The following is a 17,996-nucleotide window of genomic DNA, read 5'->3' as shown; positions in this document are numbered from 1 at the left end:
AAGCGCGTCGGCCACGAGGGGAGATGACTGTGCATCCGTCTCCACGCTGGAGGGAACTTCAGCAGCAGCGGCTCAAAGAGGCCGTGCAGATCCTGGGGGAAATTCCTGGAGTGCATGGGTTGCTTCTCGGCGGAAGTATCGGCCGCGGTGAGCCGTGGCCGATGTCGGACATCGACCTGCTTCCCGTGTACTCCTCCGATCCCAGCACCGTGTCTGCGGAGATCCAGCGGCACCGGGTGGAGTTGGTGGACTGGTGGTCGGACAGCGGTCGGCCGCAGTCGCTCGACATCGGCCGGCTCGCTTTCACCGTCGACGAAGTCGTACAGGCCGTCACCTCGGGGCCGGCATGGGCCGTGGAGCAGCTCTTGGCGGACTCTCGCTGGTTCCACGCATTGGACAAGGCATATCGCGCCCGACCCGTCGGAGCTGCCGACGCGCTACTTGCGGAGTTCCGCGATTGGATCGATGCGATGCGGTTCGATCCCGCAGTGGTAGCTGCGCGCATCGGCTGGTGGCGAAGAGCCGCGGCCGCCGCGGGCAGGCGTGCACGGGAGGACCAGGCGGCCGGGCAGCTGGCGGAAGCCACGTATCAGCTGCGCGAAGCGGCCCGGGCGCTGCGGCACGTGGCCCTGGAAGGGTGGGGAGAACGATTGGGGTCGATGGGACGTGAGTGGACCCGATTTGAACGGATGGCCGACGCACACGGCGAACGCCCGCTGGCGGACCGGATAGCCAAGGCGGCCGGTGCGCTACCGGCCGACGTGATGCTCCGCGAGCCGTTGGCGCCCCTGTGGTTGCAGGAGCGCATCGCCCTGTGCTGGACGGCCAGGCAGGCAGTGGGTGAGCAGGTGACCGCCGCGCAGAACGCCCGCGACCAGATCGTGGCGTTCGCCATCCATGTCCATCGCCGCCGCCCGGACCTCGACGGTCCCTGGACGGGCTCGCCCGATCTCGGCTTGGACGAGCACCTGGCCGAGCTGGAACTCATTGCCGCTGAGCTCGCATAAGTGCGTCTGATCAGTTGCGGAGGCGCTGGCATCCGGTCTTCGTGGCGTGTGAGTGGCTGACCGTGGCGCCCTCGCGCCACCTATTGATGGCGCGCTCCGGCCGCCTTGCCGTGCCCCTCTCGTGCCTGTCGCGGTCAGGGACCGGCGTGCCAGTCCCGCTCGAGATCGTCTGTGTCGAATACGCTGCATGGACGTCCAATCCGGTGCTTTTGGGAATGAGGATGCACAAGGGAATGCCGCCCGGTGCGCGGCTATTCACGACGGCCCGGATGGCGCAGCTGCCGGATGCGGGAAGGGGTGTGGCTTGAGGTCCCCAGATGTGCACCTACGGGAGATCACCGACGACAACCGGGATGCCGTTCGTGCCCTCCGCGTCCGACGTGACCAGAAGCAATTCGTCGCGTCCGTGTCCAAGTCGCTCAAGGAGGCGGCAAAGACGCCGGAGGCCAATCCCTGGTACCGCGCCGTGTACCGCGGTGACGAGCCGGTCGGCTTCGTGATGCTGTCATGGAAACCGCCGGCCGGCCCTTACAAGGGGCGGCACTTCATCTGGCGCCTCCTCGTCGACAAGCGGTACCAGAAGCGGGGGATCGGCTGGGAGGCGCTCACGCAGGTCGCCGCCCTGGTTCGAGCGGACGGCGCCACCGAGCTGCTGACCAGCTACGAGCCCGGCGACGGCGAACCGTGGCCCTTCTACCGGAAGTTCGGGTTCGAGCCCACCGGGGAGATCGACGACGGCGAGATCGTGCTGCGGCTCGCCCTTCCGGCTCAGTGAGCTCACGGGGGGGAAATCGACGGACGGTGCCCGCTGGCTTCGTGTCCGCCTAGATAGAGCCGCAGCATCGCGCGAGCACCAGCACGGCGATCCGTCCCGGGAGGCAGCGACCGCCACGGGGAGCGGATCGCTTCAAGCGCGTCCGCAGCAGGTCACTACTCTGTCACCGCCACAGCCACAGCGCCCCACCTGCCGCACCATGTCCCTACGCGTATCACACCCAGGGGGGACCATGCGCATCCGCACCACCACCGCGGCCATCGCCGCCGTAATTGCCGTAACCGTCGTCGGTTGCAGCAGCGACAAGGGCAGCGACAGCAAGGACGGCACCATCAAGAGCACCGCACCCGACAAGAGCACCGCACCCAAGGCGTCGAGTGCCGCAGACGGCACCGGCGCCGCCAAGAGCGCCGGCGTGCCGCCCGAGCCCACCGGCGCCGAGCGATCCGCCGTCCTCGCGGCCATCCATGACGTCAACGGCAAGCTCACCCATGACGAGGACAAGGCCATCAACGCGGCCCGCAACCAGTGCGCGGCACTCGACGGCGGCGCGACGAACCCGGACCACAGTGCTGCTCAGCGGTTCTCCTACGACGGAGTCACGCTGACCGATGAGGACGGAAGCCACATCAACTTCGGGCTGCGCAAGACGCTCTGCCCCGAATCCTGATCAGCCACCGACTCTGGCCCGGCCGCGACCGTATGCGGCCGGGCCTCACCACGCCAAGGGGGGCGAGCAGCGCCGAACTGGCCGATGCGCTGTATGCGCAGCCGCCCCCAGCGCAAAGGCCCCCAGCGGATCAACACTGGGGGCCTTCGACGTCCCGGATCCGACCGCCGTGCGGTGGGGACCGGGGGGCCGGGGGGTCGGGGGGTCGGTCAGAGGTAGTCGAACAGCGGGGGAAAGACCAGGGCCACGACCCAGGCCCACGCGGCGTACACCGGGAGGTAGCCGGTCTGCCAGCGTTCGAGTGCCACGAACGGTGTGCGTCGGCGGACGAAACCCAGCACCAGCCATGCCGACCAGGCGAGGTTGACCAGCAGGATGACGTTCTCGCCGAGTGCCGCCGCCTTGTTGGGGGTGGTGCCGTACTCGGTGATGCGCCCGGTGATCTCCAGCAGCACCAGCACGTCGATGGCGAGCGCACTGAGTACGAGGGCGAGCTGCAGCTTGTCGAACAGGCCGGGCGGGGCCAGGGGATCGCGGGCCGAGAGCGAGTAGAGCAGGAGTCCCAGCACCACGACCAGCAGGAGGTCGAAGAGGATCAGCGCCTCCCGCTCGACGTCGATGCCGGCGCCGGTCCAGCCGAAGGTGACGAGGAAGGCCAGCAGTACCGCGGTGAAGAGCGGGGTGAACAGTCGTGCGAGCACGGGGGCCATGTTCTCCACGACGCTCTGCTTCGCCTCGACGAGCCAGGCGGCCACCACCACCGAGGCCACGCCTCCGCACGGCAGGAGCCACTGCTGGATGAAGACCTCCGGGACGATCCCGATGGCCTCGAAGGTCCCGAAGACGAACGCGATGAGCACACCGCCACCGGAGGTGATGAGGGCGAGGTAGACGAACCATTCGCCGGTGAAGCGGATGAAGTCCATCTGCCGGCGTGACGACCGCACGTCGTCGGCCACATAGGCCAGACCGACCGCGAACCACAGGGCGATGGGGAGATGGATGCAGGTCAGGACGAACGACTGGGAGTCGTCCGGGAGACGGTAGACGTTGGCTGCCACGGCGCCGAGCGCGAACAAGGCCACCAGTACGCCGATGAGCCCCGGTGCGGCCCGGCGGCGCCAGGCCAGGAAGGCCGCCAGCCAGGGCAGCGTGAACAGGCTGAGGTTGAGCCCGTAGAACGGGTCGCCCTGTTCGATGCTCACGCCGAACAGTTCCGGCACCTTCACGGACACCGCGGCACCCGCCGCACAGATGACCATCGCGACCAGGTTGCGCCGCGCGCCGGTGTCCGCCGCGGGGCCGTCCGGCTCGCCGGTCAGTACCAGTTGCTTCCACAGCCGTTCGGAGTGCTCCCGGGCGAACTCGCGGGACAGCTCGTCCAGGCCGCCCATGCGTTTGACCGCGACCAGGAACGCCTCGTCGGCGCGCAGGCCGACGGCGACGAGCTCGTCGACGGAGCCGCGGAGATGGTCCTCGAGCTCTTCGGTATCGGACTGCCGCAGCTCCGGGCGGCGCTGCACGTAGTGGCGCCACTGGGTGAACTGGGCCTCCAGCTCGTCCTGACCGTCCGGCGCTGTCATGCCGGGCCCCCCAACGGGATCGCGGTCGTCGTCCTCAGGTCGCCGGGGCCGAGCCAGACCTTCTTCAGTGCGTCCACGACCGTGTCCCACTGGCGGCGTTGCTCGGCAAGCTCGGCCAGGCCGGTGGGGGTGATGCGGTAGTACTTGCGCCGCCGTTCCCCGGTGACCGACTGCCAGCTCGACTCGACGTGTCCGAGGCGCTCCAGCCGGTGCAGCAGCGGGTAGAGCAGCCCTTCGGTCCAGTCCAACTCGCCGCCGGACAGTTCGTTGATCCGCCTGAGGATGGCGTAGCCGTAGCTCTCCCCATCGGCCAGGATGCCGAGCACCATCGGTGTCGCCGAGGCGGCGACGAGATCCTTGGTGACCTTCACGAGACCTCCCTGTGAGCCCATACCTAGGGCTGCGATGCATGGTAGCTCTAGGTATTACCTGCCACAAGCGCTGCCGGACATGGCCGGGGGCGGGTGCTCGACCGGGTCGGCAGCACGGCGGCACGGCGGCTCAGCACTGATCGGTTGTGCGGTGCCGTCGGTCGGCCGCGGAACTTCGGGGGGCCGGGAGCCGTTGGCAGGAGAGCGCGCGGAGTGCGCGGACGAGCGGTACGGCATGAGCAGAAGCTGAGGTGGCACGAGTGGCGATGTGGGATCGGATCAAGGACCAGGCCAAGAATCTGCAGCAGCAGTCGCAGACGCGGGGCTCCGGCGGACACGGGCGGCCGGGTGCGGGGTCCTCCGGCGGATCGCGGGCTCAGCTGGTGAGCACGCTCAAGTCCCAGCTCACCTCCCTCAAGACCGAGTTGAAGAGCGGGGCCTACCGGGACGCCAGCATGGCGATGTGCGCCCTCGTCGCGGCTGCCGACGGGCATGTCGACCCGGCGGAGCGGCAGCATGTGGAGTCGCTGATCCTGAACAACGACGTCCTGCAGAACTTCCCGTCCGAGCAGCTGCGGCAGCGGTTCAACAAGCACGTCGACCAGCTGGCGTTCAACTTCCAGCAGGGCAAGGCGGACGCCATGCAGGAGATCGCCAAGGCGGCGAAGAAGCCGACGGAGGCCAGGGCGGTCGTGCAGACCGGCTTCGTCGTCGCCGGTGCGGACGGCTTCGTCGCGCCGGCCGAGGAGCAGGTGCTGCGCGAGGCGTGCTCGGTGCTCGGCCTGTCCCCGCAGGAGTTCGGCATCTGACCTCATGGATGTGCCGGCGGGCTTGAGACCTCTGGGCCGTGCCGCGAGCGAGCCGCCAGGTGAACGGATACGGATACGGATACGGATACGGATACGGCCGCTGGGTGCCCGGCCGGGATTCAGGCGGGGCGGCACCGGCATACGGCGCCGGCATGCGGCGTCGGCATGCGGCGCCGGATGGGGCGGGCTCCGTGCGTGGCCGATGAGATTCCGGTGCCGTGCGGGTCCACAGTGGTGAGCCATGACAGTGATCAGCCATCACGAGTAGGACTGCCATGAATCCCTCCGTCCCTGTCACCTTCGCACTGCCGACCGCGGACCGCCGGACGTCGTTCCTCTTCTACGGCGACGGCCTCGGCCTCGACCCCATCGGCGAGCCGGCCGAGGACGGCGTTCCGGAGCCGCTCCAGTTCGCCCTGAACGACGGTGTGCGGATCATGCTGATCCCCACCGGCGGCTTCGGATGGATCACCGGTGACCACGAGGTCGCGCCGCGGGGGCACAGCGAGTGCGTGATCAGCGTGAGCGCCGGTGATGAGAGTGGTGTGGACGAGATGGTCCGCCGTGCCGAGGCGGCGGGCGGGACCGTCGTCACGCCGCCCGGCCGCCGGCCTTGGGGGTACGCCGGTGCCTTCGCCGACCCGGACGGCCACATCTGGATGATCAGCGCCTAGCGAGGTCCGGGACGGCTCGCGGCGTGCCCGGCCCCGCCGGGGTCCGCACCGGGCTGCGGCCGATGTGGGCGCGGGGCAACAGCGCGGCGTCGGCGGTCCGTTGGGCGGGCGCCAGGGGGCGTGCGCGGCTCCGTGATTGACATCGTGATGGGGGAGGCGCAGGGTTGAAAACGGTCGAATAGGCTGATTTAGGAACAACTCATTCCCGGAGGTGCATGACGATGCGCCGCAGGATCCTTGCCGCGGTCTCAGCAGGTGCCGCAGGGTTTGCGCTCGGCCTCATGCCCATGACCGGCGCCGTCGCGAGTGACGCGAGGACCGACTACTACAGCTGTGACTGGCGGGACTACCTGTACGACGACCGCGGCTACTGCGATGACTACGACCGCGGCAGGTACGACTACGGGTTCTGGTGGGGCGATCGAGGTCGTGACCGGGGCTACTACGACGACTACGGCCGCGGCGGCTATTACGGCTACTACTACGACGACTACGGCCGAGGCGGCGACTACGGCTACTACGACGACTACGGTCGCGGCGGCGACTACGGCCGTGGTGGCGACGGTGGCGACCGCGGTGGCGGCGACTGGGGCGGTGGCGGCGGCGGTGGCGACGGCGGCCGTGGGGGTGGCGGCGGTGGTGACGGCGGCGGTGGTCGCGGTGGCGGCGGCGGAGGGGGCGGGGGAGGCGGCGGAGGTGGAGGCGGCCGCTGAGTGACCTGCCAGGGGGTCGAGGGGCAATCAACGGGTCCGGTTCCGTCCGGGCCCGTTTTTCGTGCTGCGGCGGCGGGGTGACGTGCCGTCAGTCACCCTTGGTGCCCCGAAACTATGGTTTCCGTCACCTTGGGCGCTCTGGAGGCCCCCGTTGTCAGTGGGGAGCCGTAGCCTGGTCTGCATGTCCCCCAACCTTCGCAAGCCTGGTTCCGTACGGTCCGCTGCCCTGGTGAATGCGGAGATCCGTGCGCTCTGGGACCGTTCCGGCGGCCGGCTGTCCGCCGTGGACGAGGCGCGGTACCAGGGGCTGCTGGTCGAGTGGGCCGCGGCGGTCGGGACCGCGGGGGACGCCGGTGGCGCGGACGAAGAGGCGGGCGCGGGCGCGGGAGCCTTCGCGGTGCCGCCGGTCGCCGAAGCCGCCTGATCCGTGGGCGCAAGCCGCCTCATCCCGCGGGCGCGGGCCCGTTGTCAGTGGCGTGGCCCACACTGGAGTCATGTGCCGAAGCATCAAGACACTCCGTCCGCCCGCCCTCCCGCATGAGGCCACCGTCGACGACGTCCGTGCCGCCGCCTTGCAGTACGTACGGAAGGTGTCCGGCTTCCGGGCGCCCGCCGCGCACAACCGCGAGGTGTTCGAGCGGGCGGTCGACGAGATAGCAGAGGCGACCCGCGCTCTGCTCGACGGCCTTGAGATCCGCGGCGCTAAGCCGGCTGCGGAGTCCGTGGACGCCGGATGACGTAGGCGGCGACGGCGCCCGCCGCGAAGAGCGCGACGACAGATACCGCCACGCCCATCCAGGTCGCGCCCAGCCACTGGCCGCCGAAGTAGCCGAGGCCGACGCTGTAGCCCGCCCAGGCCACGGCCGCGAGGGCCGACCAGGGGAGGAACTCCTGGACTCGCCGGTGCGCCGCGCCCGCGCCCAGGGAGACGACCGAGCGGCCCGCCGGGGCGAAGCGGGCGATGACCACGAGCAGTCCGCCGCCGCGGCCGAGCGCTGCGCCGAGACGTTCCTGCGCCGAGGCCAGTCGCGGGGATCGCGCGATGGCGCGGTCCAGCCGGGCGCCGCCGCGCCACGCGAGACGGTATGCGACGAGGTCGCCCAGCACGGATGCGGTCGTGGCGCACAGGAGCAGGGCCAGCAGCGAGGGCACCTCCTGCGGCTGTGCCGCCTGGTCGGCGGCGGCCCTCGTCCCGGCCGCGGCGGCGGTTGCCGCGGTGATGACGAGTACACCGCTGGGCAGCACCGGAAGAAAGACGTCCAGGAGCACGGACAGGGCGACCACGGCGTAGATCCATGGGCCGCCGGTCAGCTCCGCCAGCCCCATGCTGTCGAGCACCTGGAACTCCCCGATTCCCGAGTGAAGGCCGCGATGTCGCAGGGGAGCGGCAGGGGCGGCATGACAGCCACAGAGCGTACGCCCGGGGCGCGGGCAGCCGGTGGCAGGGGTGGGGGTGAAGTCGGGCACGCCCGTACGCCCCGGCGGGCCCACGAGCAGGTCAGGGCCGTACGAGGAGGCTCGGCGGCACGATCAGGCCCGGCGGTGACGCGGGGTTCCGGTGGCCCGCGGCACGGGCCGCCCGCGGTGCCGGGTCGCCCGCGGTGCCGGGTCGCCCCGAGCAGCCCGCCGGGGCGAAGCGGGCGATGACCACGAGCAGCTCGCCGCCGCGGCCGAGCGCTGCGCCGAGTCGTTCCCGCGCCGAGGTCAGCCTCGGGGATCGCGCGATGGCGCGGTCCAGCCGGGCGCCGCCGCGCCACGCGAGACGGTATGCGACGAGGTCGCCCAGTACGGATGCGGTGGTGGCGCACAGGAGCTGGACGGTCACAGGAGCCGGACGGCCACAGGCTCGGGCGCACCACAGGCTCGGGCGCACCACAGGCTCGGGCGCACCACAGGCCCGTACGCGCCACAGGCTCGGGCGCGCCACGGGCCCGGGCCGGCGGTGCCGGTTCCCGGGCCCGTGGGTGGGTGCAGAGGGTCAGGCCGCGACCGGGGCCTTTGCCGCGTCGCGCCGCTCGGCCCCGTCGGCCCCTGTTTCCGTCTCCGCCTTGGCCGTCGCGCCGCGGGGCGCGAACAGGCGGTCGAGCGCCAGCGCGCCCGGGCCGGTGAAGACGAGCAGCAGGAAGGCCCAGCAGAAGACCGCGGACGCCTCTCCGCCGTTCTGCAGCGGGAAGAGCGCCTCGGGCTGGTGCACCTTGAAGTACGCGTACGCCATCGACCCCGAGGCGATGAACGCCGCCGTGCGCGTGCCGAGGCCGATCAGCACCAGGCCGCCGCCGACGAGCTGGATGACGGCCGCGTACCAGCCGGGCCAGGTGCCGGTGGGCACGGTGCCGCCGCCCATCGCGCCGCCGAGGACGCCGAAGAGCGAGGCGGCGCCGTGGCAGGCGAAGAGCAGGCCGATGACGATGCGGAAGAGGCCGAGTGCGTACGGCTGCGCCTGGTCGAGCCGGGTGGACAGCTGACGAGTGGCCATGTGGGGGGACTCCTTCGGTCAGGGGACGTGAACCGACGAGTCCTTAAGTTAGGCAGACCTAATCAATACTTGCAAGTTCAACATTTGGTCGGCGGTCGTTCTTCATGAGAAGTTCACACCGCGCCGTGATCCGCAGTGCGGCCCTCGCCACCGCGTCCGCGTCCGACAGCGTCACCGAGTCCACCCCCGGCCGCGCCCCGGCCGCGGTCACCCAGTGCACCCCTTCCGTGGGCACGCCGAACGCGAACCGCCGCGGGTGCGCCCGCCCCTGACGGTCGATCAGACGGTACGGCCGCTCCGTTACGTCCAGCCCGCCCGTCTCGTAACCATCGACGACATGAGGCCGGCACTGGCCGGTGCGCAGCAGCCTCGCCAGCAGCTCGTCGCGGCTGCGCCGCAGGTCGGGCTCGGGCAGCCGGGCCTCGATCAGCACCGTCGCCTCGACCGCCGAGCCCGGCACCTGCGGGGAGTCGGCCATGAAGCGCCCGCCCTCGGCCCGTACGGACATCCGGGGGCCGACGACCTCCAGCACCCCGGCCTCGATCAGCGCGGCCATCTCCCGGATCCGGCGGCGCGGCGGGCCGATGGAGAGGAAGGCGTTCAGCGGTGTGTACCAGCGGTCCAGATGGTCCCGCCGTGACGCCCCCGACAGCCCGGCGTGGTCCACGATCTGCCGCACCTCGTTGCGTACGTCCCGCAGGACGTCGAGCGCCGCCTTCAGCGGGCCCGTCACATTGCCGAGCGCCGCATGCCCGGCGTCCCGCCGCAGATGGCCGACGAGCCAGCCGCGGAGCGCCGCCGGGCCGGTGAACTCCTCGCCCCTGTGCGGGTACGAGACCCGCTCCCAGGACCAGCGGTCGCCGGCCGCGCACCCGTACGCGTCCAGCACCGCCTGCTCCTCGGGGCCGCCGTGGGGCGCGTCCAGAAAGCGCGCCCGGAAGCCGGGAGGCGGCGAGCCGTGGGCAGGCGTGAGCAGCGCCTCGTAGTAGACCGTCTCCACCTCCTTGGCGACGAGCGGCCATATCTCGTCCAGGAAGTCCGGCGGATCGCCCGCCTCCGCGCGCTTGCGGAAGGCCGCGATCACGTCCGCGGTGAGGAGCAGCGGGTGGTGGCGGCCCGACGCGCCCTTCTCGTTGTCGCCCCGCGCCTGGTACGGGACCCCGCGCCGTGAGCCCGCGTACAGCCGCGGCTCGCGTCCCGACGGGCGGTAGACCAGCCGGTCCGGATCGCTCGCGTCCGCTGCGAACGTGCCGCCGCGGCCCGTTGTCAGCAGCGCCATGTGGTCGAAGAAGTTGAGGCCGAGGCCGCGCAGCAGGACCGTTTCCCCCGGGGCTATCGCCGAGAGGTCGAGGTCCGCGGGGTTGGCGGGGGTGAAATGCCGCAGCCCGTGCCGGTCGGCGTACTCGTCCAGCCGGTCCTGGTGTACGTCCTCGGTCACCGGCAGATGGCCCTGCGCCAGCACCACCGCGCTGAGGCCGTCCAGCACCGTGCCGTCGTCGAGGACGAGCCGCTGCGCACGGTCGCCAGGGTGCCGCGCCGCACCGCCAGGTCCCTCGGCGCCCTTTACGGCATTGGCGCCGGCGGCGGCAGCGTTGGTGTCGTCGAGCCGTACCGCCCGCGCCCGGTGCACCACCACCCGCACCGTCTCGGGAGCCCGCTCGACGGTCCTGCGGAAGGCCCACTCCAGATAGCGGCCGTAGCAGGCCCGGGTCGGATAGTCGTCCGGTCCGAGCCCCCCGTCCCTGCCCCCCTCCCCTTCCCCTTCCTCGTCCGTCTGCGCCGCCGCCCACTCGTACAGGCTCGGCCCCGGCCGCACCGGCCCCTCGCAGCTGACGCTCGCGTCCGTGAACAGGGTCACCTGGGACGCCACCGTGTTCATCAGCAGCTCGGCGGGCTGGTCCGTGCGCCACACCTGGCCGGGCCCGGCCGGCGCCGGGTCGACGACATGCACGGTCAGCTCGATCTCCGGGGCCAGTTCGGGCACGGAGGCGCAGAGTCTCTCGAGTACCGAGGTGCCGCGGGGACCAGCGCCGACCAGGGCTATGGCATGGCGAAATGCGGGCGACACGGTCAAAGTACAGACTCCCAGGGAAATGTGGGGCATGCGGCGCGTGCGGGGAACGGATCGTCCGCGGCATCGCGCGGATCGTCCGCAACATCATGCCGCTGGCCCCCCGGGAGCCGAAGAGCCGGGGGCGAGGATCAGCGCCCGCTGTGGGAAGTGTCACGGACCATTCGTCAGGTTCCGTTCGTCGGCGGTCACGAGCCTCGAATCCGTACGATCCGCCCGTGCCTGGTCGAGCCGGAGCGTCGCCGAACGGCCCTTCAGGGCCAGTGTCATCAGCTGGTTCTCGAACCACGGTCCGCCCGTGCGCCGCCACTCGATGAGCGGCCGGCCGGCCCGCCCGTGCCGGGCCAGGGCGTGCCCGAGCCGGCGCCCCGCGCGGCTCCAGCCGAAGCGGAAGCCCATCCGCACGGACGAGTGGATGGCGTTGTGCACGGGGGAGCAGGTCAGCTGGAACACCCGGGCGTCCGGCGCGCCTTCGGGCCACTCGGACGCGAGCCACCGCGGCTCCGCCACATACGCGTGGTGGACGTCCCCGGACAGCACGCACACCGTCGCGGGTGCGTCCGGCCCGCTGCCCGCCTCCGCGATCAGCCGGGTCAGCTTCTCGAACGACTCCGGGAAGGCCGCCCAGTGCTCCAGGTCCGCACGTCTGCGCACGTCCTCGCCGAAGCGCGCCCAGCGCGGGCCCCGTTCGCCCCGGCACAGCGCCGCGTTCCAGCTCTCCGCGTCGTGGATGAGCGGCGGCAGCAGCCAGGGCAGCGAGGCGCCGATGAGGAGGTGGTCGCACGAACCGGGGGTGTCGAGCGCCTGGTCGTGCAGCCAGCGCGCCTCGTCCACGTCGAGCATCGCGCGCTTGTCCTCGTCCAGGACGCGGGCGGCCCGGGTGTCGGTCATCAGCAGCCGGGTCCTGCCGAAGTCGCGCCGGTAGCTCCACCGGACGGAGGCCGGGTCGGCGTCGGCGCCCGCCGCGAACCGCCGCAGCGCGTCGGTCCCGTCGGGGGTTGCCCGCACGGCCGCGTAGACCGGGTCGGTGTCGAGCTCGGCCGGGGAGAGATTGCCCAGGTGCTGGTAGACCCAGTACGACATCAGACCGCTGAGGACCCGCTCCTGCCACCAGGGCGTGGCGCGCATCTCCGCGAGCCAGGACGCGCTGGTGTTCCAGTCGTCGATGACGTCGTGGTCGTCGAAGATCATGCAGCTGGGGACGGTGGAGAGCAGCCAGCGGACCTCGGGGTCCAGCCAGGACTCGTCGTACAGCCGGGTGTACTCCTCGTAGTCCGCGACCTGCGCGCCCGGCGGCTCGCGCAGATCACGCCGGGCGGCCAGCCAGCGCTGAGTCGCCTTGGAGGTCGCGTCCGCGTACACCTGGTCGCCGAGGAGCAGCAGCACGTCCGGGCGGTCGTCGGTGTCCTGGCCGGCGCGCTCACCGGCGGCCAGCCGTGCGGCGATTCCGTCCAGCGCGTCCGGGCCGATCGGGTCGTGCTCGTCGGCCGGCGGCGCGGCCCAGCGGCAGGAGCCGAAGGTGATCCGCACCCCGTCGGCGGGGACCGCCGGGGTGCGGATCGTGCTCTGCGGGAACGGGGAGTCCGCCAGGGGCCATACGCGGCGGCCGTCCAGCAGCACCTCGTACGCCGTCGAGGAGCCCGGGGTCAGGCCGGTGACCGGGATCAGGGCGTAGTGGTGGCCCTGGATCTGGAACGTGCGGACCGAGCCGCCGGCTCCGTCCGCGCACCGCACCTCGGCCGTGCAGGGACGGTCGGCCTCGACCCATACGGTCGCGTGGTCGCCGCTCTCCCAGTCGACGTACCGCAGTAGCGGTCCCAGCCTCAGCCCGGCCATCTGTGATCCTCCTCGCCCCGCTCCGTCGCCCCGTTACGGTACGGAACGACGGGCGCGGGCGACACGGTTCCGGACCAGCGGTTGCCTGGCGTTCAGCAACCGTTGGCGATCAGCAACCGTTGGCGGTCAGCGGCCGCTGGTGATCAGCTGCCGCCGGCGGTCATCAGCCGCCGGCGGTCATCAGCCGTCGAGGATCAGCAGCCGTCGAGGGTCAGCAGCCGTTGAGGGTCAGCAGCCGTTGAGGATCGACTGGAGCGCGGACTTCTCGGCGGAGTCGACCGTCATGTTCCAGTAGTACTTCGTGTGCACCCACATCCGGGCGTACGTGCAGTGGTACGCGGTGCGCGACGGCAGCCACTCGCCCGGGTCCTGGTCGCCCTTGGACTGGTTGACGTTGTCGGTGACGGCGATCAGCTGCGGGCGGGTCAGGTCGTTCGCGAACGCCTGGCGCGAGGAGGTGGACCAGGAGCTGGCGCCCGAGCGCCATGCCTCGGCCAGCGGGACGATGTGGTCGATGTCGACGTCGGAGGCAGCGCTCCAGGTGGCGCCGTCGTACGGGGAGTACCAACTGCCGCTGGTGGCGGCGCAGCTGGAGTCCTGGACGACGTTCGAGCCGTCGCGCTTGAGGACGACCTCGCGGGTGTTGCAGGCACCCGACTGGGTGATCCAGTGCGGGAACAGGTCCCGGCTGTAACCGCTGGAGGAACCTTCCGCCTGGACGGTGAGCGAGCCCAGGTAGCTGCGGGCGGTGGCGGCGCTGACCGGGGTGGGCGGGGCGGCTTGGGCGGCGGGCGCGCTGAGCAGAGTGGTTGCGCAGGCAAGCGCGGCGGTGGCGGCGAGAACCGCGGTGCGGCTCATTCGACGCGCGTAGACACCAGACATGCGAACTCCCGTGAGAGTGGGGGGCGTTGGCCGGTTGTGAGCCCTGCGTCAGGGCCCGGCTCATCGTGGTGGCGCCGGGTTGCCTGGGGATGGGCGCCAGGTAACAGAGTGGCGACATGCACACGTCACATCAAGGTTTCTGACAGGACCTCACGGACCCCGAGCCGCACTCCTGCCGTCATCCGGAGCGTGAGATGACGTCATCTGCCGTCATCTGACGTCACACCAGTCCGCTGTGCGGCGCTTAGGGTTGATGTGTGCTGCTGCCGGTCAACGTGATGCTCGGGATCGTCCTCGCCGTGCTGCTGGCCGCCGCGGCCACCGTCGCCGCCGCCGCTCATCTGGGGCCGGACCGCAGGTCCCGCGCCCGCGAGATCGTCGTCGCCGGCGTGCGTGCCGCCGTCCAGCTGGCGGCGGTCTCGCTGGTCATCGGCTGGGCGGTCCGCTCCGTACCGCTGCTGCTCGCCTTCCTGGCCGTGATGTACGCCGTCGCCGTACGCACCGCAGGCCGCCGCATCACCCCGAACGGCACGTGGTGGCGCGCGGCCCTGCCGATCGGCGCGGGCGTCGCACCCGTCGTCGCCGCGCTGCTGCTCACCGGGCTCGTCCCGGTCAAGGGCATCGCCCTCATCCCGGTGACCGGGATCCTCATCGGCGGGGCGCTCACCGCGACCGTCCTCGGCGGACGCCGTGCGCTCGACGAGCTCACGGCGCGGCGCGGCGAGGTGGAGGCGGGCATGGCGCTCGGGCTGCCCGACCGGGACGCACGGATGGAGGTGGCGCGGGAGGCGGCGTCGGACGCGCTGCTGCCGGGGCTCGACCAGACCAGGACGGTGGGCCTGGTCACACTTCCCGGCGCGTTCGTGGGGATGCTGCTGGGCGGGGCGTCACCGCTGGAGGCGGGGGCGGTGCAGCTGTTCGTGCTGGTGGGGCTGATGGCGGTGCAGGCGGTGGCGGTCGCGGTGGTGCTGGAGCTGGTGGCGCGGGGGCGTATCCACAGGGACGAAGGTCCCTGACCGCCGGGCCGGGGCGTCGCGTAGGCTGGGAGCAGCAGAAGGGGAGTAGCTCTTCGCCGGATCGTCGACATACTGCCGGGCCCCGCGTCATCGCGGTTCCCGGCCGGCGCCCGGAGGCGGCCGTCCTGAGGACGGTCCGCCAGCGAGACCTTCGGCCAGCAGTGACCATGCCGTTCATGGTGCTGCCGAGCCGAAGCGACCCCTGAAGCGTTCAGGTCTCTCGGTGCGGCGGTGCCCGACCGATTGAGGACCCACCCGTGCTGAGCTTCACCGTCATGGCGATCACCTTCGGTGTCGTCTTCCTCGCCGAGCTTCCCGACAAGACCGCCCTGGCCGGGCTGATGCTCGGGACGCGCTACCGCGCCTCGTACGTCTTCGCGGGCGTCGCGGCCGCCTTCACCGTCCATGTCGCGCTCGCGATCGCGGCGGGCAGTGTGCTGACGCTGCTCCCGCAGCGGGTGGTGCAGGCGGTGGTCGGTGTGCTCTTCCTCGCGGGCGCGGCGATGCTGCTGCTGAAGAAGGACGACGAGGACGAGGCCGGTGTCAAGGCGCCGGCCGACCAGTCCTTCTGGAAGGTGTCCGGGGCGGGCTTCATGCTGATCCTGGTCGCGGAGTTCGGCGATCTGACCCAGATCATGACCGCGAACATGGCCGCCCGCTACGACAACCCGCTCTCGGTCGGCCTCGGGGCGGTGCTGGCGCTGTGGGCGGTGGCGGCACTCGGCATCGTGGGCGGCCGGACGCTGCTGAAGTACGTGCCGCTGCGGCTGATCACGAAGGTGGCGGCGGGGCTGATGCTGGTGCTGGCGGGGCTGAGCCTGTACGAGGCGATCTCCGGCTGACGGCCGGGCGGGTCACCCTGGCCGTCCGCTGGCCTGATCCTCCGGGTCGGCCTCCGGCCTGGTCACCCCGGCTGACCACCGGGCTGGTTACCCGGCCGTCCGCCGGGCTGGCCACCGCGGGTCGGCCCCCCGGCCTGGTCACCACCCGGGCTGACTGCCGGGCTGGTCACCCTGGCCGTCCGCCGGTCTGGTCACCCCGGGCTGATCTCGCGGCTGACTGCCGGGCTGACTGCCGGGCTGATCACCTGGCCTGATCCCCCGGGTCGGCCCCCGGCTGACCGCCGGCAGGTCGCGGGACTGATCGTCGGCCGGTCACCGGCCTAGTCGCCTGGGTGACGGCCAGCAGGTCGCGGGACTGATCGTCGGCCGGTCGCCCGGCCTCGTCGCCCGGCCTCGTCGCCCGGGCTGATCTCCCGATCGCTCACCGGCCGACGTGGAGGCGGATCAGGCCGTCCGCCGCCGCCTCCACGCGGATCTCGGTCAGGTCCCGTACATGCACGTCCGGGCCGTACGCGGCGGCCCGCGGGCCGACCCCCACCACCCGCATCCCGGCCGCACGCGCGGCCGTGATGCCGGCCTCAGAGTCCTCGAACGCGATGCAGTCCGCCGGGTCGAAGCCCAGCTCCGCCGCACCCTTCAGAAAGCCCTCCGGGTCCGGCTTGCTGGCGCCGACGCACTCCGCGGTGATCCGTACGTCGGGCATGGGCAGCCCGGCGGCACCCATGCGGGCGTGGGCGAGTGCCGCGTCCGCGGAGGTGACGAGTGCGTGCGGCAGGCCGGCGATCGCGGCCATGAAGGCCGGTGCGCCGTCGACCGGGACGACGCCGTCGACGTCGGCGGTCTCCTGGGCGAGCAGGACGCGGTTCTCGGCGAGGTTCTGCGCCATGGGCCGGTCGGGGAGCAGGGCGGCCATCGTGGCGTAGCCCTGCCGGCCGTGCACGACCTTCAGCGTCTCCTCCGGGTCGAGCCCGTGGTCGACGGCCCAGCCGCGCCAGACGCGCTCCACGACGGCGTCCGAATTGACGATGGTGCCGTCCATGTCGAGAAGGAGGGCGCGGGTGGTGAGCGGCATGAGGGCTCCGGCGCGAGGGGAGGGGAGGGAGGCTGGCGGGACAGAGTGGCTCCCGCCCGCCGGTCAGGGAGTGCGGGCGGGAACCACTTTGTTCTCGTACGATACAAAACGGCGGGCGTCGGGGCCACCCCAGGGTGCCGAAAACGCCGGACGGGCTGGAGAAATCCAGCCCGTCCGGCGTCTTCGGCAAGAGGTAGGGGGCCCGTCAGCCCCTGCCGCCGCGCCCCCCGCCGTTGCCGTGGTCGCCGTCCCAGTCACCGTCGCCGTCGCCGTCGTCGCCCGTGGAGGGGTACTCGGTCTCCGCCTCCAGGGCGCGGCGCGTGGCGGGGCCGTAGGTGCCCCTGGGGTCGGTGGTGATGCCGCGGTAAGCCTGGTAGGTGGCGACGGCGTTCTCGACGCGGCCGTCGTACTGGCCGTGCGGCGGGCCGTCGTAGAGCCAGACCTGGTCGAGGCGTTCCTGGAGCTCGACGACCTCGGGGCCGCTGTCGCCGGGGCCGAGGGTGGCGGCCGAGGAGGAGGTGGCCGGGGCCGACACCTGGCCGGTGGCGACGGTCGTCGTGGCTGGTGCGGCGGCGGAGGAGCGGGAGGGGCTCGCGGAGGGGGACGCCGAGCGCGAGGCCGACGACGACGGCGAGGGCGACCGGGACGCGGACGCCGATCCGCCGGGGGACACCGACGACGAGTCGTCCGCGGAGGGTGCGTCCGGCGCCGCGCTCAGGAACGGCGCCAGCGTCTCGACGTCGGGCAGGGCCTCGCCGCCCTCGTGGTCGCCGCCCGCGAGCAGGCTGCCGGCGAAGGCGACGCTGCCGAGCACCGCGACGACGGCCACCGCCACGACGAGGGCGCCCGGACGGCGGCGCCGCTCGGGCACGGGGGCGTGGTGGCCCGCCGCCTCGTGCTCGTACTCGTACGCGACCTCCTGCGCGGGCGTGGGCTCCGCCAGCAGCTCGGCCGGCGGCCCCTCGTCGCCCTCCGCCGGGGGCAGGAGCGGCACGTAGGGCCGGACCCGCAGCGGATCGAAGTCCGCGCAGCCGCATACCGGCGAGGCGCCCGCCACCCCCTCCTCCGTGGCCGTCGGTCTACCGCATTCAGGACATGTCCGTCCCGTCATCGTGGGTTCCCTCCCCTTGCGCTGCCAGCGATTATGCAGGCCCTGTCCAGCCCTCGGACCTCGCCTCCCCCTTCGGCAGGCCATAACG

The 17,996-nt window shown here is 71.9% G+C and carries 19 protein-coding genes and 1 pseudogene; 10 read left to right on the top strand and 10 right to left on the bottom strand.

Annotated features, from left to right (window positions below):
• Window positions 1-23: 23 nt before the first annotated feature.
• The 3 genes from KK483_RS09945 (at window position 24) to KK483_RS35300 (ending at window position 2,452) form a co-directional block, all read left to right on the top strand.
• The gene (locus KK483_RS09945) at window positions 24-1,007 is read left to right on the top strand and encodes a nucleotidyltransferase domain-containing protein (protein WP_262004861.1); all 984 of its coding nucleotides are present in this window, start codon (window positions 24-26) and stop codon (window positions 1,005-1,007) included.
• Between the two features lie 406 nt (window positions 1,008-1,413).
• Window positions 1,414-1,782 carry an N-acetyltransferase gene (locus KK483_RS09940; RefSeq protein ID WP_262004860.1) on the top strand — a complete coding sequence of 123 codons (369 nt, stop codon included), beginning with the start codon at window positions 1,414-1,416 and terminating at the stop codon, window positions 1,780-1,782.
• A 232-nt stretch (window positions 1,783-2,014) separates the two neighbouring features.
• Window positions 2,015-2,452 (top strand): hypothetical protein, encoded by a 438-nt coding sequence (locus KK483_RS35300; protein WP_313878645.1) that lies wholly within the window; start codon window positions 2,015-2,017, stop codon window positions 2,450-2,452.
• A 209-nt stretch (window positions 2,453-2,661) separates the two neighbouring features.
• On the opposite strand, the gene KK483_RS09930 is transcribed toward KK483_RS35300, so the two are convergent.
• The gene (locus tag KK483_RS09930) at window positions 2,662-4,035 is read right to left on the bottom strand and encodes a permease prefix domain 1-containing protein (RefSeq protein ID WP_262004859.1); all 1,374 of its coding nucleotides are present in this window, start codon (window positions 4,033-4,035) and stop codon (window positions 2,662-2,664) included.
• Window positions 4,032-4,406 (bottom strand): PadR family transcriptional regulator, encoded by a 375-nt coding sequence (locus tag KK483_RS09925; RefSeq protein ID WP_262004858.1) that lies wholly within the window; start codon window positions 4,404-4,406, stop codon window positions 4,032-4,034. Before KK483_RS09925 ends, KK483_RS09930 begins: the two co-directional genes overlap by 4 nt.
• A gap of 260 nt (window positions 4,407-4,666) precedes the next feature.
• Here KK483_RS09925 and KK483_RS09920 point away from each other — a divergent pair, with 260 nt between their 5' ends.
• From KK483_RS09920 to KK483_RS09900, 5 genes are all read left to right on the top strand, one after another.
• Complete coding sequence (locus KK483_RS09920) at window positions 4,667-5,215, top strand: tellurite resistance TerB family protein (RefSeq protein ID WP_262004857.1); 549 nt, start codon at window positions 4,667-4,669, stop codon at window positions 5,213-5,215.
• 275 nt (window positions 5,216-5,490) lie between these two features.
• The gene (locus tag KK483_RS09915) at window positions 5,491-5,889 is read left to right on the top strand and encodes a VOC family protein (protein ID WP_262004856.1); all 399 of its coding nucleotides are present in this window, start codon (window positions 5,491-5,493) and stop codon (window positions 5,887-5,889) included.
• Window positions 5,890-6,170: 281 nt separating this feature from the next.
• Window positions 6,171-6,602 carry a hypothetical protein gene (locus KK483_RS09910; protein WP_262004855.1) on the top strand — a complete coding sequence of 144 codons (432 nt, stop codon included), beginning with the start codon at window positions 6,171-6,173 and terminating at the stop codon, window positions 6,600-6,602.
• Window positions 6,603-6,783: 181 nt separating this feature from the next.
• On the top strand, window positions 6,784-7,026 hold the full coding sequence (locus KK483_RS09905; RefSeq protein ID WP_262004854.1) for a hypothetical protein: 243 nt from the start codon (window positions 6,784-6,786) through the stop codon (window positions 7,024-7,026).
• A gap of 70 nt (window positions 7,027-7,096) precedes the next feature.
• Window positions 7,097-7,339 (top strand): DUF2277 domain-containing protein, encoded by a 243-nt coding sequence (locus tag KK483_RS09900; RefSeq protein WP_262004853.1) that lies wholly within the window; start codon window positions 7,097-7,099, stop codon window positions 7,337-7,339.
• Here the strand turns inward: KK483_RS09900 and KK483_RS09895 are convergent.
• The 6 genes and pseudogenes from KK483_RS09895 to KK483_RS09870 form a co-directional block, all read right to left on the bottom strand.
• Window positions 7,305-7,928, bottom strand: coding sequence for a DedA family protein (locus KK483_RS09895; RefSeq protein ID WP_399016009.1), 624 nt, complete (start codon window positions 7,926-7,928; stop codon window positions 7,305-7,307). The genes KK483_RS09900 and KK483_RS09895 overlap by 35 nt on opposite strands.
• 289 nt (window positions 7,929-8,217) lie before the next feature.
• Window positions 8,218-8,421: pseudogene (locus KK483_RS09890) on the bottom strand (hypothetical protein); the annotation flags it as partial.
• A 159-nt stretch (window positions 8,422-8,580) separates the two neighbouring features.
• Window positions 8,581-9,063: a DoxX family protein gene (locus KK483_RS09885; protein WP_262009417.1), complete on the bottom strand. Its 483-nt coding sequence runs from the start codon at window positions 9,061-9,063 to the stop codon at window positions 8,581-8,583.
• 73 nt (window positions 9,064-9,136) lie between these two features.
• Window positions 9,137-11,182 carry an FAD/NAD(P)-binding protein gene (locus KK483_RS09880; RefSeq protein ID WP_262004851.1) on the bottom strand — a complete coding sequence of 682 codons (2,046 nt, stop codon included), beginning with the start codon at window positions 11,180-11,182 and terminating at the stop codon, window positions 9,137-9,139.
• 120 nt (window positions 11,183-11,302) lie between these two features.
• On the bottom strand, window positions 11,303-12,985 hold the full coding sequence (locus tag KK483_RS09875) for an alkaline phosphatase D family protein (RefSeq protein ID WP_262004850.1): 1,683 nt from the start codon (window positions 12,983-12,985) through the stop codon (window positions 11,303-11,305).
• Window positions 12,986-13,213: 228 nt separating this feature from the next.
• Window positions 13,214-13,867, bottom strand: a complete 654-nt coding sequence (locus tag KK483_RS09870; protein WP_262004849.1) for an HNH endonuclease family protein — start codon at window positions 13,865-13,867, stop codon at window positions 13,214-13,216.
• A gap of 257 nt (window positions 13,868-14,124) precedes the next feature.
• On the opposite strand from KK483_RS09870, the gene KK483_RS09865 reads away from it, so the two are divergent.
• Together KK483_RS09865 and KK483_RS09860 are read left to right on the top strand one after the other, a co-directional pair.
• The gene (locus KK483_RS09865) at window positions 14,125-14,883 is read left to right on the top strand and encodes an ABC transporter permease (RefSeq protein WP_262004848.1); all 759 of its coding nucleotides are present in this window, start codon (window positions 14,125-14,127) and stop codon (window positions 14,881-14,883) included.
• Window positions 14,884-15,140: 257 nt separating this feature from the next.
• Window positions 15,141-15,725, top strand: coding sequence for a TMEM165/GDT1 family protein (locus KK483_RS09860; RefSeq protein WP_262004847.1), 585 nt, complete (start codon window positions 15,141-15,143; stop codon window positions 15,723-15,725).
• A gap of 421 nt (window positions 15,726-16,146) precedes the next feature.
• Here KK483_RS09860 and KK483_RS09855 read toward each other — a convergent pair whose 3' ends face one another.
• A complete protein-coding gene (locus KK483_RS09855; protein ID WP_262004846.1) occupies window positions 16,147-16,797 on the bottom strand; it encodes an HAD-IA family hydrolase in 651 nt (216 codons plus the stop codon).
• A 205-nt stretch (window positions 16,798-17,002) separates the two neighbouring features.
• A complete protein-coding gene (locus tag KK483_RS09850) occupies window positions 17,003-17,854 on the bottom strand; it encodes a peptidoglycan-binding protein (protein WP_262004845.1) in 852 nt (283 codons plus the stop codon).
• Between the last annotated feature and the right edge of the window lie 142 nt (window positions 17,855-17,996).

Source organism: Streptomyces sp. FIT100, from assembly GCF_024584805.1.
Classification (GTDB): domain Bacteria; phylum Actinomycetota; class Actinomycetes; order Streptomycetales; family Streptomycetaceae; genus Streptomyces.
The sequence above is the reverse complement of the archived record's forward strand: the minus strand, read 5'-3'. Positions and strand labels throughout refer to the sequence as shown.